This window comes from Streptomyces sp. NPDC039480 (assembly GCF_055597165.1).
Genome location: NZ_JBVITX010000003.1, coordinates 495,121 through 511,877 on the forward strand (window position 1 = coordinate 495,121; position 16,757 = coordinate 511,877).

Below are 16,757 nucleotides of genomic sequence, written 5' to 3' on the forward strand. Positions count from 1 at the left end.
ATTCGGGCCGGTGCGGGTTGACGCCAGGTCGGTTGGCCGTAAGCCGCTGGTGAGAGCCAACTTCGTTGTTGGGGGCGAAAGATGACCACTCGCCGTCCGTGCCCGCCCGTTCCCGGGCCGTTGGAAGAGTACGCGGCCCGGTTCGACGACCTCTTCTTCAGCCTGGCCCAGCGGCGGGGGTTTCGCGAATACCTGACGGGCTTGCTCGCTGAAGGCCCGACCACGTCCGGCGCGGCGCCCCTGCGCACACCTGCATTAGGGACGCCTTCCGAGGCGTAAGAGGGTGGGGGCGCCTGGTGGTGTGTGGCGTTGCTGACGTCTACCCCGAATCGATACCGCAGCCGGCGCAAGCGCAGTAGGACAACAGTGTCGACGACCAGAGGGGGACGGGCATGAACACGGTAAGGCTGGTTGGCGCCGTTACGGCGGCCTTAGGGATCTGGGTGCTGTGGAGACGGCACAGATACCCCGGCGGTTGGGCCTTCGCCTTCAGCTTCCAGTACGAGCATCGCCGCGAAGAGCTGGCCAACGCCCGCAGCAAGGCACGCCATGCAGCCCGCACAGCAGCTCAGGCCGAGTCCACCGCGCACGCCCAACTCACGGCCGCCAAAGCTAATTACGACCGCAGGCTGAACCAGCTGGCACAGAAGATCGCAGCTCTGCGCAATCCAGGCACCGGTGAGCGGCTGGGCAGCCTGGGAGAGCTCGTCTTGTTCAAGCACGCCCTCGTGGTGACGTCTTCAACGGACACCCGTTCCATCGCGCTGGCCGGCCTGGACGTCTCCTTCGACAAGGAGGAGAGGATCTACTCGATCTACATTACCCAGGTCACCGGGCATAGGCACCGGGTCAAGTATCCCCATTTCCGTGCTCCCCTCGATGACCAACCCCTCTTCGACCACGAGGCTGTGAGCGACTTCGTCATTGCCATCCAGAACGCCGTCGCAGACGAGAACAACACCTGTGTCCACATCCCCCACCAGCTCAAAGAAGCTGAGAGGGAACTGGAGGACGCCCGCGCCGACACTCGCGCACAGGAGGCGGCACGCCAACGACTCGCTCAGGTACGACAACGCAACCGCCAAGACCCGGACCTCAAGACCGCAGAGGACGAACTGGAACAGGCCCGCCTCGCCTGGAAGAAGCACACCGGCTGCATGCCGCCCAAGTAGCGGGTAGTGCCGACTGCTGCCGCCTCTGCCAAAGACTCTCCGTAGCTTTTGGGGCGACAGAGCCTGCTTGGGACGACCACCGTCACCCAGATACGGCCGCGCCCGGTGACACGCCGCGAGACTCCACCCGGTCCGCCTCGTGCCACACGGCCTTCGAGTGGGTCTGCACGGTGGGGGGTTGTCCGTGCCAGTCGCCAAGCGACAAACGGAAGATGTCCAGGTCGGTGCCCCGCCCAGCTGCCATTTCAACAGCCCCGGCCGCCCAACGGTGCGCACGCGCGGGGACCGTTGCGGGTGCGGTGCGCCGCCTGCCGCGCGCCGTCGCCTTCGCCTTCGCCTTCGCCTTCGATCACGATCAGGTTCCGGGCATATGCACAGTGTTCCGCCTATGCGAAGATTCTTCCCAGTTCGGCTGGGGAGGCGGGGGTCATGGCGGTCAGGAATGATCAGTTCGAGGCGTCTGCGTCGGCGCTCGGCTACCTGTACCAGTTCGCCAAGGCGCTGCACTTGTGCATTGAACAGTCGATGGGCGGGCCGGGGTGGAGTGTCGCCGTCGAGGGCGCCGACGACATCGAGAATCACGCCGGGTCGCTCACCGAGTTGCTCCAGCTCAAGCAGCGGGCCGAGGGAGTCCGTCTAACCGACTCGGCACCGGACTTGTGGAAGACGCTGCGCATCTGGTGCCTGGCGGCCTCGACCGGGCAGGTAAGCCTGCCCGAGACCAACCTCTTCCTCATGACCACCGCCGAGCTCCCCGAAGGCACCGCGGGCTATCACCTCCAGCCCCGGGCCAGCGGTCACCGCGACGAGGAGGCGGCGCTCGCGCTGCTGCAGAAGGCCCGCGCGGCGTCCAAGAATGACGATCTAGCGAAGGCATTCGAGGCGTTCGACGCCCTGAACAGTGCGGGCGGGCCGGGTCAGGGCGCCCTGCTCGCACGGATCGACGTCATCGGCGGTGCCCCCAGGATCAACGAGGTCCGCGAGAAGATGCTCGGGCATGCGCGGCTCGTGGTGGGCGACAACCTCGCCAAACCCTTTCTGACCCGGCTGGAGGGCTGGTTCTACGACCGGGTGATCGAGCAGTTGCAGACCAAGGGCGGGGCGCCCGTCACGGGTGAGGAGTTCGACCAAGAATTCAGCGAGCTGCGCCACCAGTTCGGCCCCGACAACCTCCCCATCGACCCCGACATCGCGCAGCGGGAGCCCGAGCCGGCCGAGTCCGCCGACAAGACCTTCGTGCGCCAGCTCGACCTGATCGGTGTGGGCAACGAACGCATCCATCTCGCCATACGGGACTACGTGCGGGCCTTCGACCAGCGATCGCGATGGTCGGAGGAGAAGCTCCTACGGGTGGGTGAACTCGGCGCCTACGAACGCCGCCTGGTCGAGGAGTGGCAGGCACGCTTCGCGGACATGCGCGAGGAACTCGGCGACGAGGCGACCGAGGCAGAGATGAAGCGTGAGGCCCGGCAGATCTACCGCTGGGTCGACCGGGACGCCCGCGCGCAGATCCGCACCGGCCTCGAAGAGGTGTTCATTCCCAAGGGCTCGTACCACATGCTTGCCGACGAGCTGAAGGTCGGCTGGCATCCCGATTTCACCGCGCGGCTGATGGCCCTGCTGGAGCCGAGCGGAGCACAGTGATGTCATCACTCGAACTCAGCCGTGAGGAGCGCGCGTTGTACAACCCGGCGTTCACGGCCGTGCTGTGCACCCGCGCGGTGCAGGGCTACGACAAGCAGTACGCGGGCCCGTGTCCGCTGCCGGTCGCGGTCACCGCCGCCGTCATGGCCCTGCAGCCGTCCATCCGGGCCGTACTGCCGGCCACCACGGGAACCGGCCTGATGGGGTGGCTCGACGACCACGACGAGGTGCCGGTTGCCATGGCGCGCAACGCGGCCACGGTGGCGTCGGTGGTGCGGCCCGGCCTGCTGTTCGCGCTGCAGGGCCGGGTCCTGAAGCTGGGCGAGGGCGGTCTGACGCTGGTGGCGGGGGCGCTCGGCAAGACTCCGCGCGGAGAGACCGAGCAGAGCGTCGCCATCCAGAAGGCGGCCGTCCAGCTCGGCCGCTGGCTACCCAGCACCGGCAGCATCAGCACTGTCCTGACGCTCCTTGGAGTCAAGCCGTGACCTTTCAGATCCAGGCCGTGACGATCTACGGGAAGCAGCCCGGCCAGATCCGCACCGTGCCCTTCCGTCCCGGCGAGTTGAACATCGTCACCGGTGACTCTCGACGCGGCAAGAGCGCCCTGCTCACCATCATCGACTACTGCCTGGCTAGCGGCGGGTACCCGGTCAAGGCCGGCCGGGTCCGCGACTACGTCAGCGCCTACGCCGTCACCCTGGTCAGGGGCGGCCAGCAGCTGTTCGTCGCCCGCCGGGCCCCCGCGGGGAAGGCCGCATCCAGCACCGTCCTGTGTGTTCTCGCACAGGCCGACGGCACGCCACCCCCGCCGCTGGAGTCCCTCACCTTCGCGACACCGCTGGACGCGGCGAAGGACCGGATCAGCGACTTCTGCGACATCGACCGCACCGTGCGGGTACCCGCCGTGGGCAACGCCAGAACCATCGCCCCGTCCATCCGCCACGCCCTGTTTTTCTGCTTCCAGGCGCAGAACGAGGTCGCCAATCAGGACCTCCTCTTCCATTCCCAGGGCGAGGAGTGGCGCCCCAACACCATCCGCGGTGTCCTGCCCTACTTCCTGGGCGCCGTCGACGCGGAGCAGGCCCTGCGGCGCAACCGGCTGCGTCTTGTGCGTCGCGACCTCGCCGACCTGGAGGCCTCCCTGGCCCCGGCCCGCCAACTCGATCCTGCGACCGGGCAGGCGCGGGCCCTGGTAACGGAAGCCGTCCAGGCTGGTCTGCTCACGCCGCTGCCCGAGGGGCAGCAGGAACCCCAGGCGGACGAGGTCCTCGCTATGCTGCACCAGGCCCTCAATCACAACAACAACCCCCCGGCCGCCGAGGGCGAAGCGGAGGATCCTCTGGGGGTCCTGACCACCCGCCGCGGCGAACTGCGCCGCCTGCACGGCCAGACCCGCGTGAAGATCGCAGATCTCAAGCGGGCGGTCGCGGAGAACACCGACTTCACCACGCAGGCCACCGAGCAGCGCGCCCGCCTGATCTCTCTCGGTCTGCTGCGCCTGGACCCCGAGACCGCCCATGCAGCGCAATGCCCGGTGTGCGACAGCGCCCTGGCCTCGGCCAACGACACTGTCACCGCGCTCACCGGCGATCTGGCCCACCTGGAAGGCGACCTTGAGGTCATCGGCAGTGGCACCCCCGCCATCCAGCGTCTGATCGGTGAGGAGGAAGAGCGCCTGCAGCAGTTGCGCTCCGCACTCGCACGTAACCAGGACGAGATCAACGAGGTCACCGCCGGCCTGCGGGCCCTGCACCGCGAACCCGACGCCATCCGCCGGGCCGCTCTGGTCCAGGGGCGCATCAGCCTCTACCTGGACACCGCCGCGCAGCGCACGGTGATCCCCCAGATAGAGGACCGGCGCGAGGAACTACGCGAGCAGATCGCCCACCTTGAGGAACTCCTCAGCGACGACACCCAGGGCGAGCGTCTGGCCAGCTACCTCTCCCTCATCAGTCAGAGGATCACCGCCAAAGCGCAGGGCCTCGGGCTCGAGCACTCCGAAAGCCCGATCCGTCTCGACGCCAACCGGCTCACCGTCATCGCCGACAAGCCCAACGGGCCGCTGCCCCTGCCCGAAATGGGCAGTGGCGAGAACCACCTCGGCTACCACGTGGCCGCGCTGCTGAGCCTGCACGAGTGGTTCACCGAGCACCACGCCCCGGTGCCGCGCCTGCTCGTTCTCGACCAGCCCTCGCAGGTGTATTTCCCCCGGGACCACACCGACGACGCGGTCCTGGGAGAGGACGACCGCAACAGGCTGCTGAACGTGTTCCATGCCTTCCACGACACACTGCGCCTGTTGGACGGCCAGTTCCAGATCATCGTGATGGAACACGCCGACTTGGCCGACAATGCCTTCGCTCCCTATGTCCAGCAACGGTGGCGCCACGACGTCAACGAAGCCTTGGTGCCGGCCGAATGGATCGACAACTCGGACGATGCGGCAGCGCAGGACGAGTGACCGGGCCGCCGCCGAGCGTCCAGTCTCCTCGCCACTGGGCGCGCACCATCAGCGCCGCTCAGGCAAGGATCTCCCCCCACATGGTCCTTGAGCAGGCTGGAGTTCTCCGGCCGCCACGACCGCGGAAGGCACTGCCACTGACTCCCTCGCGAAGTACTACCGCCTCCGTGACCACCTCCTCGTCACCCGTGCGGAACACCTCGGTGGCCCACGCATCACGTTTGCCGCAGTGGCACTCCCCCATGCACGCGGCACACCCGGAGTACGCGGAAGCTGAAAAGGTCATCTGCCATGACCGAATCCTCTCGAGCCCCACTGACAGACAGCTTGCGCAGACACCAGCTGGGCTGTCGTGGGGCCTGGCAGCGGACCTCCGATGCCATCTTCGCCCTCAATCCCGGGAAGCCAGCGTCCGGGAGCCGACCATCTACCGCATCCGGTCCTACTCGCTCCCTCCTCCCCCGCACGTCAGCCGCAGCATGCCCCGTACCGGCGTCGCCAGACCAAGATCCGGACCATTTCCGGACCAGCCCCCGAGCGAAAGCTGCGCCAACTACCATTTCGCCTGGTCAACATGGGTGCAGCTGCTGTACCGCCAGCAGACAAAAAACCTCCTGGTGTCGTACTCGCCGAAGAAGCTCGGCTTCTTCTAGGGGCACGAAAAGAGGCACCTGACCAGCTCTTCCGGTCCATTTCCGGTCCACATCCCGACTCCTGCATGGACTGCTCAATCAGCCGGTTGGTCTGCTCCCGGACGCCATCCAGGAGCTTGGCGTAGTGCCGGAAGAGAACCTCGATGCTCTGGCCCGCGCGGCGAGCGCATTCGGCCGGGTCCACCCCGGAGTACAACCAGAACGAGATCCCGGCGTGCCGGAGATCATAGGGCCGCTTGGCCAGACCGGAGGCGAGTCCCGTGCGGGTCAGTACATGCTTCCGTGCACGCGCCCAGGTAATGCCATGCGCAGACGCGTCCACGTAGTTGCCGGCCTGGTTCCGGAACACCCGACCGTCCGGCGCCACGCCGAACCGTTTGATGTGCGCGCGCAGGATGCGCGCGAACTGCGGCGGGATGGGCACCGGCCGGGTCGCGGTAGCCGCACGGCGCTTGAGTGAGTGCGCCTCGTGCACCGCGCCGTCCCTGGCGGTCTTCGTCGAGCACATGGCGAAGGCGCTGGGCGCCTGACGGTGTGTCAGGCGTCGCCGGTGTCGTCGGAGACGGTCACGGTGACCGGGGTGCCCGCCTCGACCGTGCGGCTGACCGTGCACAAGCGGTCGTGCGACGTCTTCACGGCCCGGGGCAGGATGGTGCGGGCGCGCTCCCCCGACGGACCGTCCGGGAACGTGACGTGGAAGGCGACCCCGAGGTCCGACATCCGGTTGCCGCCCTCGTCCTCGACCTTGGTGCCGGTCACGGTGACGGTGAACGCGGCCGGTTCCTCGTGACGGCTCGTGGCGACCTCCACGTCGGCCGCGCTGCAACCGCCGATCGCCGCGAGGAACAACTCGACCGGCGTGAAGTCGGCACCCCCGCCGGTGCCGAAGGTCAGCGTGCTCCCCCGGGCGTTGGTCGCGGTGAACCGGCCGGGGCCTGCCCGCTCGACGGTGACGGAACGCAGCGCATTGTCAGTCATGCGAGGAGAGTACTGTCCGGCCGTCGCCGGCCCGGCGACATCCGCTCGCTCACGGGCTCCCGTCCGCCTCGGGGGACGACGGCGGTGGTACGGGCTCGGACGCGGGCGATTCTTCCTCGGCCGAGGAGGGCGGCTGCGTGACGGGCGAGGAGGGGGGCAGGGCCGACGAGGGCGGGCACGAGCTTGCCGGGGGCGCCCCGGGGGACCGCGCGTCGCACGGCGGCGTACTGGCCGTCGAGGTCGACTCGTCGGGGGACGGGGTGTCCGGGTGCTGTGAGGGAGGCCTGGTCGCCGGAGGCTTCGTCTTCTTGTCGCCGGTGCCTGTGTCGCCCTTGCCCCGGGTGAACCAGTCACCGCTGTCCGGGTCGTACACGACGAACTGGTTCACGACCTGGGTGGCGGGCGCCACGACCACGACGTTCGAGGACCGGTACCCGGGCCACGCGTCGCCCGTCTGCCGCGGTGTGCTCTTCTGCGCGACGGGCGGCAGCAGCGGGTTGCCGCAGGCGCAGCGCACCCGCGGTACGCCGTGGTCGTCGACCAGTACCGCGGTGCCGGTCTGCAGCACGGCCTGGTAGCCGGTGGCACGGCCGTCGCGGTAGCCGTGGTTGGTCACGCGGGTGTCCAGCCGCAGGTTCACGGGCGTGAGCGAGCGCAGGTAGCGGGGGACGGCGGACGCTTCGATGTCGAGGACGGAGGCGAACGCCTTGTTCTTCGCCGGGTCCTTCTGGAGCGCGCCGACCTGCTTCTCCACGTCGCAGCTGCCGACCTTCCGCGTCCCGCCGTAGAGACCGGGCGCCGCGCCGTCGACGCCGCGCGTCACGTTGGCCGAGGCGGACGAGCTGGGCAGCCCGCTCGGGGAGGGTGACGTGGAGCCCTCGCGGGCCGTCGACTGGGTGAAGGGGTCGGGCCCCGACTTGCCCGCGGGCTGGAGGAGGACCTCGCCGCCCGACTCCGACGAGCCCTCGGGGCGGGTGAGGACGACGGCCAGGATCACCGCGGCCACCACCGCGCCGGAGATCGCCGCGACGCGGGGCGCCGACTTCCACCACGGGCGACCTCCTCCGCGACCGCCACCGGCGCCGCCCCCGCCCGGGCCGTCGGACCCGCCGCCGCGGCCCCCACCACCGGCCGGACCGCTCGGCGGGCCGCCGCTCGGCGGGCCCGAGGGCCGCGCGCCACCCGGAGGTGGCGTCGAGCCGGCGGGGCTCGCGCCCGCCTGGGTCTCACCCGGCCCCGAGGGGCCCGGCTGCGAAGGACCCGAGAGCGGGCCCGAAGGGGGTCCTGTGGGGCGTCCTGACGACGGCGGTTCGACGCTCACGAACACTTCCCTGTGTAGGGGGATCGGCGACGTACCTTTTATCCCGGTACGCGCCTATTGTGTGCCCCGACGTCCGGGGACCCGCAAGCCGACGCCGGTCGGCCTTCCCGAAAGCCCTCCCGAAGGCCTTCCCGCAAGCCCTCCCGAAAGCCCTCCCGAAGGCCCTCTCGAAAGGCGGGCCGGTCCCGCGCTGCTTAGCGTGGCACCGTGAGCGAGCAGACACCGCCGCGGCGGGCCGGGGCGCAACGCGCGGAGCAGGGCCGACGGGCTCGTCATGGCTGGCCCCATGCCCTTGCGGCCGTGCTCGCCTCCTTGGCGGCCATGGCGGTCGTCGCCGGGCTCGGCCTGTGGGCCGCGGGCGCCGCCGACCTGCCCGGCGGGGCGTTCCCGAGTGTCGTCGCGGCCGTCGTCGTGATGGCGGTCGGCGGCTCCGTCGGGCTCTCCGGCGACGCCGGGATGATCGCCGAGACGGACGCGGGGCTTTCCGTGCTCCCGCTCTCCGTCAGCCTCGTCGGCGCTCTGGTGGTCGCCGCCGGGTTCCTCCGGCCGCTGCGGCACCGGGCCGTGGCCGACGTGCGGGAACTCGCCGGCTGGGCCGCCCGGATCGCGGTGCTGTGGCTGCTGCTGCTCACCGGCCTCGGCCTGCTGGCCCGGCACCGCTTCGCGATCGAGCTCGGCGACGGGCCCGCCGGGGAGATCGGCGATCTGCTGGACTCGTCGCCCGAGGTCGGATTCAAGACGGACGTGCCGCTGACCCTCGTCTTCGGACTGCTGTGGCTCGCGGGCGTCCTCGTCGTGGCACTGTCCGTCTCGCGCGGCGCCCCGCTCCCCGCCCGCCTGCTGCGCTTCCAGGAATCGGTGCGTCCCGCGGCGTACGCCATGGTGTTCCTGCTGCTGTCGTACGCCGCCCTGGGGCTCGCCGCAGGCCTCGTCGTGGCGGCGACCCGCGGCCATGCCGCCGAGACGTTCGCGGTGCTGCTGCTCGGGTTGCCCAACCTCGTCTGGCTCGCCTTCACCCTGGGACTCGGCGCGTCCTGGGAGGGCCGGGTCGACGGGCCGTTCGGGCTGCCCATGCCGCGGGTCCTTGACGAGGTGCTGCGTACGGCGACCGATTCCACGCTCAGTTTGCGCACTCTCGCCGAGCACGACGGGCGGGTGTGGTGGCTGCTGGTCGTCGCGGCGGTCCTGGTGACGACGGCGGCGTTCCTGATGGCGGCCCGCTCCCCGGCACGGATGCGGGCCTGGCAGCACGCCGTGCACATGGCGGTGGCGCTGGCCCTCACCGTGCTCGCCGTCTGTCTCCTGGGGGGCGTGTCGGCCCACTACGGGCTCTCGCTCCTCGGCATCGGGGATCTCGGCGGGGGCCTGTCCGGCCTCGTGGAGCTGCGGCCGCACCTCTGGAAGGCGCTGCTCCTGGCCGTTGCCTGGGGTCTGGTCTCGGGGTTCCTCGGCGGGGTGCTGGCGCGGCGGGTCCATCGGCGGGGCGAGGTGCGGCCCGGGGCCTGACCTGGCGCGGGCTGCGCGGTCGGCCGTCGGGAGACCGGCCGCTCTAGACCGGCCGGTCTATTCGGTCAGCCGCCGGAAGACCGGCTGGGCCCAGCGGGGTGGGTCGGGGGGCGCGTCCGGGTGGGCCGGGGCTTGCTCGACGCGGCGGTCCACCCGCGTCGGGGGGTGGCCGTCCGTACTGCTGCCCATGGCCGCGGCCCGCATCGTGGCGGCGAATTCCAGGCACGACCCGTACCGGTCCTCCGGGCTCTTGGCCAGCGCCTTCGCGAGGACCCCGTCGAGGCCGGGGGCAACACCCGGCCGCTTCTCCGTCAGGCGGGGCGGCTGGTCGTACTGATGGGCCCAGAGGAGGGCGATGTCGTCGTCGCGCTGGAACGGCGGCCCGCCCGCCATGGTCTCGTACACGACGCAGGCGAGGCTGTAGACATCGCATCGGCCGTCCACCGGGCGGCCCGTTATCTGCTCGGGCGCCACGTAGTCGAGGGTCCCGACGAACTGGCCCACGGTCGTGAATCCGGTCAGCGACAAGGACTTCTTCGTAAGGCCGAAGTCCGTGAGGTAGGCGTGCTCGGGGTGATCGCTGTCCGTGCCCTTGGCGATGAGGATGTTGCCGGGCTTGACGTCCCGGTGGACCAGGCCGTGGTCGTGCGCCGCGTCGAGCGCGGAGGCGATCTGGGTGGCGATGCGGAGCGCGGCCGTGACGGAGAGGGGGCCGTCGCGGTCGAGCAGGTGGCGCAGATCGCTCCCGGGGACGTACCGCATGGCGATGTAGAGCACCCCGTCCGTCTCGCCGGCCTCGAAGACGGGCACGATGTGCGGGTGTTCGATCGCGGCGGCGACGCGTGACTCGTGCGTGAAGCGCCGCCGGAAGGTGTCGTTGCGGGCGAGCTCGGGGGCGAGCAGCTTGAGGGCGACGGTCCGGTCGAGGCGCAGGTCCCTGGCGCGGTAGACCACGGCCATGCCGCCGCGGCCGATCTCGCCCTCGACCCGGTAGTCCGCGATCCGCTGCCCGATCAGCTCGGAGGGCCGCCCGGAGTGCGGGCTCGGGCCGCCCTCGCCCGGCGCGGCCGCCATCAGGCGTCACCGGGCCGGAGCGGCTGATCGGGTTCGTCCCCCTCGGGCGGGAGAAACGGGGCGGGGTGTCCACCGTGCGGGGTGTGCGGTTCATCGACCACCTGGGTCTCCCCCGGCCCTACCGCCTCGCCCACCACCCGCGTCAGCTCAGGCCCTACCGCCTCGCCCACCACCCGCGTCGGCTCAGGCCCTGCCACCCCATTAACCACCCGCGTCGGCTCAGGCCCTGCCACCCCATTAACCACCTGCGTCTCCCCCGGCCCCACCCCGGCGGTCGAACCGTCGGTTCCGTCGGTCGGTTCCTGCGCGGCGGGGACGAGGCGGGTCGGTTCCTCGTCAGGCGGAGGGGAAGCGCCGGGGTCGGCGGCGGCTGCCCGTGGGGGTTCGGCGGCCTCGTGGTCATCGCCGTGCCCCTCGGTGGCGGGCCCTTCCGTCGCCGCGTACGTACTGAGCCGCGTTCCGTCGCAGTACACCCACCGCTCGTGGTCGGCGTCGTAGAGCCACAACGATTCGCCCTCCACGACCACGCCCACCCGCAGCCCGTGCGTCCCGCGCCGGAAGGACTCCCCGTCGCCGCCGCCCGCCAGGTCCTCCACCGCACTCCGGTAGCGGCCGAGGGCGTCCTCGGTCCTGGTCAAGAGCGGACGCGGGTCCGCCGTGCGGGTCAGGGGGCCGCTCGCGCCCGGCGGATCGCGCGGCACGGCGAGCAGGAGCCGGCCGTCGACCCATGCCGACCAGCCGTTGGCGCACACGATCCGGCCCCAGTCGCCGAGCCGGTCGACCAGCTGCACGGGCAGCAGCGCGTCGAGGGGGGTCGTCGGACGCTCCACGTCGGGTGCCTCCCAGGCGGGCAGTCCGTCCTGGGGAACCACATGGGTGGGGCGGAAGTCCGCGGGAGTCATCGCCGGCGCTCCTACTTCCGCATCACGGCGGGTTCATGGCGGCGCAGCAGCCTGGCGACCACGTATCCGAAGACGGCCGACAGGACCACCAGCATCCCCATGTCGAGCAGCCAGACACCCGCGGAGTGCCGGAACAGCGGGTCGGTGGTCAGTTCGCCCGGGACGATCCTGCCGAGGCCGATGGTGCCCGCCATGGCGCCCAGCGCCCAGCGCGAGGGCACCAGCCACGCCAGTTGTTCGACGCCGGGCACGCCGTTCAGCTTGAGGAGCGCACCGCAGAAGACCACCTGGACGATGGCGAGGAACACGAGCAGCGGCATCGTCACCTCTTCCTTGCGCACCAGCGCCGATACGAGGAGGCCCAGCATCATGGCGGTGAACGCCAGCAGGGCCACCGCGAGGGTGACTTCCACCAGCGGTGGCAGCAACACCCCTTTGCCGCCGGGCGCGTTGAGGTCGACGCCGAGGAGAGCGACGAGGGTCAGCACGACGGCCTGGAGCACCGTGACCGTGCCGAGGACGACGACCTTGGACATCAGATACGCCGATCTGGAGAGCCCCACCGCCCGTTCGCGCCGGTAGATGACGCGTTCCTTGACCAGTTCGCGCACCGCGTTGGCGGCACCGGTCAGGACTCCGCCGACGCAGAGGATGAGCAGCGCGTTCATCGCCGTCTCCTGCGTGAGCCGGCTTCCGGCCAGCGCGCGGGCCATGGCGCCCATCACGAACGGCAGGGCGATCATGATGGCGAGGAACGTGCGGTCCGCGCCGAGCGCGGCCGCGTACCGCCGCACCAGCGTGCGCAGTTGGGATCCCCAGCTCTGCGGCTTCGGCGGCGGCGCGAAGGAGCCGGGCGTGCCCGCGCCGTCCTGCGGGAGCGACATCAGATACGGCTGCGCGGAGGAGTTGACGATGTAGCGCTGGTGCAGCGGAGAGAGGTGGTAGTCCCGTGCCCAGTCCCGGTCGCGGTCGCTCTCGAAGGCCTCGAACGCCTCCGGCCACTGCGGGAAGCCGAAGAACGGCAGCGCGTCCCGCGGCGGCCCGTAATAGGCGATCCTCCCGCCCGCGGCGAGGACGAGGAGCCGGTCGCACACGTCGAGGCTGAGCACGCTGTGCGTGACGACGATGACCGTGCGGCCGTCGTCGGCGAGGCCGCGCAGCATGTGCATCACCGAGCGGTCCATGCCGGGGTCGAGCCCGGACGTGGGCTCGTCGAGGAAGAGCAGCGAGGGCTTGGTGAGCAGTTCGAGTGCGACGCTCACGCGTTTGCGCTGGCCGCCGGAGAGGCTGTGGATGGGCTGGTCGGCGCGTTGTTCAAGGCCGAGTTCGCGGATGACCTCGTCGACTCTGGCCCGGCGTTCCGCCCGCTCGGTGTCCTGGGGGAAGCGGAGTTCGGCGGCGTAGCCGAGGGCGCGGCGCACGGTCAGCTGGGCGTGCAGGATGTCGTCCTGCGGTACGAGGCCGATGCGCTGGCGCAGCTCCGCGTAGTCGCGGTAGAGGTCGCGGCCGTCGTAGAGGACGGTGCCGCCGTCCGCGGGGCGCAGCCCGGTGAGGGCGTTGAGCAGGGTGGACTTCCCCGCGCCGCTGGGTCCGACGACGGCCAGCAGGCACTTCTCGCCGACGGGGAACGAGACCTGGTCGAGGAGTGTCTTGCGGCCCCGGTCGACGGTGACCGTCAGGCCCTGGACGTCGAGAGACACCTCGCCCGTGTCGACATATTCCTGCAGCTGGTCGCCGACGAGGCAGTACGCGCGGTGGCCGACGCCGACGATGTCCCCCGGCGCCAGAGGGGCGCGGTCCACCGGCTGGCCGTTGAGGTAGGTGCCGTTGTGGCTGCCGAGGTCGACGATCTCGTACGTACCGTCCGGGCGGACCCTCAGTTCGGCATGCCGACGGGAGACGACCAGGTCGTCGATGACCACGTCGTTGTCGTCGGCGCGGCCGATGCGGACGGTGCGGGTGGGCAGCGGGCGCACGGTCGTCGGCTGCCGGAAGGTGCCGGTGGCCGAGGGCGTGCTGACGGAGGAGGGGCGTTCGGGAGCGCGGGGTTCGGGCTGGGTGCGGCCGACGACCACCGCGCGCGGGCCGTCGGTGACGCTGCCGAAGCGGATGACGCTGCCCGGCCCGATTTCCCCCTCTTCGACGCGCCGCCCGTCGGCGTACGTTCCGTTGGTGCTGTGCTCGTCCTCGATGGTCCAGTGATCGAGCTCGGCGTGGAGGACGGCGTGATGCCACGAGACGCGGGCGTCGTCGATGACGATGTCGCTCAGCGGGTCGCGGCCCACGTGATAGTCCCGGCTCGGACTCATCACCGTGGAGCCGGTGTCGGTCTCCAGCAAGAGTTCGGGCGCAGTCGGCGCCACGGGCCGATTCCCCATGCCCAGAATTCTACCCATTCGCCCGAATCTCCGCCTGAGGACACCGCCACCGGCCTCCACTGGCCTCCACCGGGCCGGTGAGCACGAGGGCGGTCAGCGCATGGGCGATGAGTTCGGCAGTGGATCGGGTCTGCCCAGGCATGACGCAAATCCTTGAGGTGGCTGCCGCGCCCGACCTCGGCTGCGCGACGCGGCCGTCGTACGACGACGTACTCCCGGAGATCCGCTGACCACTGTGACCACGGACCACGGACCACGGACCACGCCAATGGGGTCGCCATCGGCATCGAGTCGTTCGGTGACGACGACGCACCCCTCGTCCTGCTCGCGGGCGGGACGACGATGCTTTCCTGGCCCGACGCGCTGTGCGAGCGCCTCGCCGCCGACGGGCGCCGCGTGGTGCGCTACGACCTGCGCGACAGCGCGGAGTCGACCGGCGCGGACCCGCAGGCACCCGCCTACACCCTGCGCGACCTCGCCGCCGACGCGGCGGCCCTCGCCGGCGCGCTCGGCGGGCGGCCCGCGCACCTCGCGGGGATCGGCGTCGGGGGGATGGTCGCGCAGGTGGCCGTGCTCGACCATCCGGCCGTGTTCTCGGCGCTCACGATGGTCGGCACCCGCGCGGTGGCCCCCGACCCGCCCGACGCCGACCTGCCCGACCATGACCGGGCGACGATGAGCCGGCTGTTCGCCCGCCCGCAGCCCGACTGGACCGACCGCGAGGCGGTCACGGAGTTCGCCGCCGCCGGCGCGGAGATCCGGGGCGACGACCCCGTTGCCGCGCGCGAGATCGCCGCGCGCGTCTGGGAGCGCACGCCCGACACCACGCCCCCGGTCCAGACGGCCAACCAGCTGGGCGTGGTGTTCTCCCGGCTCGACTGCGCCCCCCGCTGGCGCGAGCGCCTGCCCGGGATCGGCATCCCGACGCCCGTCGTCCACGGCCGCCGCGACCCGTTCTTCCCCGTCGGCAACGGCGAGGCGATCGCGCGCGAGATCCCCGGGGCGCGGCTGCTCGTCCTCGAGGAGGCCGCCACCGCGATCCCCGGGGCGGCGGCCGGTGAGAGCGCCGAGGCGATGCTCATCCTCGGACAAGGGCCCCCGGATCAGTAGCCGCAGATCATCTTGTAGGCGACTACGGGGAGGAACTGCCCGGCCGAGGAGCCGGTTCCGACGCTGCAGTTGCCGTCGGAACCGGCTCCTCGGCCGGGGCCTTGGTCCACAGGAGCATCTCGGCGCCTCCGCCCAGTTGGGTGGGGGTGCCGATGCGGCGGCCCGAGGGGTTGCACCACTGACCGTTGGAGCCGTTACCGTTGCCGTTGCCGTTGCGGCTGGTGTCCACCACGAACGGCTTGGTGCAGCCGTACGGAGCGCTGAGTTCGCGCTTGATGGCGTTGCCGTACGCAGTGTTCTCGGCCGTGGTCAGGTAGTTGGAGACGTTGAGTGAGAAGCCGTGGGCCTGTCGGAGGCCGGCCTCGGGGCCACCGCGCATCCGACGGTGTCCTGGGTGGTGCAGTTGGGGCGCAACCTCGTCATGGACACCTTGAGCTGGAACCAGCGCCATCTGCTGCACGCGCTACGTGAGTTCCAGCAGTTCTACAACGGGCACCGCCCTCACCGGACGCTCGGCCAAGCCGCGCCGCTTCGAGCTCTACCCGAACCGGTCAAAGGCCCGGCGCGGACAACCTCTCTCAGTGTTCGCCGACACAACCGACTCTGTGGCATCCTTCACAAGTACCGACATGCCGCCTGACCAGCACAGATGATGTATCGGCACCCGCAGTGTCCCGCTGCTCGACGGTGGCGCGCCGTGCCGCTCAGAGGTAAGGGCCATCGCGGCAGGTCGGTCCGGCCGCCTTGCCGTCGCTTCAAGCTGCCGACGGAGGCATGATCGCTTACCGCCGCACACGCGCGGGTGACGATGCCTGACCGCGATACAGCTGGCGTCGGGCATCGTCACGTCGGGGTGGCCCTTGCCGACTAGGGCGCGTCCACCAGCACGCGGCCGCCGGTCCGGGTGTGTGCCGCGGCGCCGCTCGCGTACGCGTTCTCGACTCGCGAGCGCTCGGCCGCGTCGGGCACCGCGTTACGGCAGCTCGTACCGGCGCTGGAGCCCGACATCAGCTGCGAGCAGGGGCCGGGCTTGGTGTCCGGCAGGCCCAGGTTGTGGCCGAGTTCGTGGGCGACGATGCGGGTCTTGTCGTAGCCCTGGGAGACCGCCTGGCTGCCGAGTTCGACCCGTGCCCGGCCGCCCGGCCGGACCGGTCCGAGTGTGGCCTGCGGCCAGCCGGTGGTGGCCACGATCTGGATCTCCGCTCGGCTACCAGGGGCGGCTTTGACCAGCTTGACGTTGCCGACGTTGCCGTTCCACGAGGCGACCCCGGCAGAGATCGCCTGCTCCCAGCCTGCCGCTCGGCTGGCGTCGTAGCGGAGCGTGACCTGCGCGGCCACGCTCTTCGGCATGGTGGGCTCGGCCGCGGACACGGCGTGTGCCGTCGGGACCGCGGTCAAGAGCATCCCTGCCGCGGCACCGGCTATACCCAACCGTAGAAAGTGCACCATCACTGTCCTCTCACACGTGGGGGCTCTCGGACCCTTGGGGACCGAAAGAGGGGACCAAGACGAGTGTCGCGAACATGCCAACCGTGTCAACTGGTTGGGTTGATGGCCC

The 16,757-nt window shown here is 70.7% G+C and carries 12 protein-coding genes and 1 pseudogene; 6 read left to right on the forward strand and 7 right to left on the reverse strand.

Going from position 1 to position 16,757, the window contains the following annotated elements:
• Positions 1–392: 392 nt before the first annotated feature.
• The 4 genes from ACZ56E_RS12875 to ACZ56E_RS12890 all read left to right on the forward strand — a co-directional run bounded on the left by ACZ56E_RS12875 (position 393) and on the right by ACZ56E_RS12890 (position 5,277).
• Positions 393–1,172, forward strand: a complete 780-nt coding sequence (locus tag ACZ56E_RS12875) for a hypothetical protein (protein WP_471213742.1) — start codon at positions 393–395, stop codon at positions 1,170–1,172.
• A 429-nt stretch (positions 1,173–1,601) separates the two neighbouring features.
• Positions 1,602–2,816 (forward strand): ABC-three component system protein, encoded by a 1,215-nt coding sequence (locus ACZ56E_RS12880; protein WP_471213743.1) that lies wholly within the window; start codon positions 1,602–1,604, stop codon positions 2,814–2,816.
• Positions 2,816–3,301, forward strand: coding sequence for a three component ABC system middle component (locus tag ACZ56E_RS12885; protein ID WP_471213745.1), 486 nt, complete (start codon positions 2,816–2,818; stop codon positions 3,299–3,301). Before ACZ56E_RS12880 ends, ACZ56E_RS12885 begins: the two co-directional genes overlap by 1 nt.
• Positions 3,298–5,277: a DUF3732 domain-containing protein gene (locus ACZ56E_RS12890; protein WP_471213747.1), complete on the forward strand. Its 1,980-nt coding sequence runs from the start codon at positions 3,298–3,300 to the stop codon at positions 5,275–5,277. Before ACZ56E_RS12885 ends, ACZ56E_RS12890 begins: the two co-directional genes overlap by 4 nt.
• A gap of 1,190 nt (positions 5,278–6,467) precedes the next feature.
• Here the strand turns inward: ACZ56E_RS12890 and ACZ56E_RS12895 are convergent.
• Both ACZ56E_RS12895 and ACZ56E_RS12900 read right to left on the reverse strand, forming a co-directional pair.
• Positions 6,468–6,908, reverse strand: a complete 441-nt coding sequence (locus ACZ56E_RS12895) for an OsmC family protein (protein WP_471213748.1) — start codon at positions 6,906–6,908, stop codon at positions 6,468–6,470.
• A 49-nt stretch (positions 6,909–6,957) separates the two neighbouring features.
• Positions 6,958–8,229 carry a DUF6777 domain-containing protein gene (locus ACZ56E_RS12900; RefSeq protein WP_471213750.1) on the reverse strand — a complete coding sequence of 424 codons (1,272 nt, stop codon included), beginning with the start codon at positions 8,227–8,229 and terminating at the stop codon, positions 6,958–6,960.
• 207 nt (positions 8,230–8,436) lie between these two features.
• On the opposite strand from ACZ56E_RS12900, the gene ACZ56E_RS12905 reads away from it, so the two are divergent.
• A complete protein-coding gene (locus ACZ56E_RS12905; RefSeq protein WP_471213751.1) occupies positions 8,437–9,735 on the forward strand; it encodes a streptophobe family protein in 1,299 nt (432 codons plus the stop codon).
• A 57-nt stretch (positions 9,736–9,792) separates the two neighbouring features.
• Here the strand turns inward: ACZ56E_RS12905 and ACZ56E_RS12910 are convergent, their stop codons facing one another.
• From ACZ56E_RS12910 to ACZ56E_RS12920, 3 genes are read right to left on the reverse strand one after another with little or no spacing between them, the layout of a single operon-like run.
• Positions 9,793–10,809: a serine/threonine-protein kinase gene (locus ACZ56E_RS12910; protein ID WP_471213752.1), complete on the reverse strand. Its 1,017-nt coding sequence runs from the start codon at positions 10,807–10,809 to the stop codon at positions 9,793–9,795.
• The gene (locus ACZ56E_RS12915; protein WP_471213754.1) at positions 10,809–11,711 is read right to left on the reverse strand and encodes a hypothetical protein; all 903 of its coding nucleotides are present in this window, start codon (positions 11,709–11,711) and stop codon (positions 10,809–10,811) included. Before ACZ56E_RS12915 ends, ACZ56E_RS12910 begins: the two co-directional genes overlap by 1 nt.
• An 11-nt stretch (positions 11,712–11,722) precedes the next feature.
• Positions 11,723–14,089, reverse strand: a complete 2,367-nt coding sequence (locus ACZ56E_RS12920; protein WP_471213755.1) for an ABC transporter ATP-binding protein/permease — start codon at positions 14,087–14,089, stop codon at positions 11,723–11,725.
• A gap of 279 nt (positions 14,090–14,368) precedes the next feature.
• Between ACZ56E_RS12920 and ACZ56E_RS12925 the strand changes: the two genes are divergently transcribed.
• Positions 14,369–15,199 carry an alpha/beta fold hydrolase gene (locus ACZ56E_RS12925; protein ID WP_471214091.1) on the forward strand — a complete coding sequence of 277 codons (831 nt, stop codon included), beginning with the start codon at positions 14,369–14,371 and terminating at the stop codon, positions 15,197–15,199.
• Here the strand turns inward: ACZ56E_RS12925 and ACZ56E_RS12930 are convergent.
• Positions 15,193–15,563, reverse strand: a pseudogene (locus tag ACZ56E_RS12930) (glycoside hydrolase family 6 protein); the annotation flags it as partial. The gene ACZ56E_RS12925 and the pseudogene ACZ56E_RS12930 sit on opposite strands and share 7 nt — an antisense overlap.
• A gap of 503 nt (positions 15,564–16,066) precedes the next feature.
• Positions 16,067–16,648, reverse strand: coding sequence for a snapalysin family zinc-dependent metalloprotease (locus tag ACZ56E_RS12935; RefSeq protein WP_471213756.1), 582 nt, complete (start codon positions 16,646–16,648; stop codon positions 16,067–16,069).
• Positions 16,649–16,757: the final 109 nt, after the last annotated feature.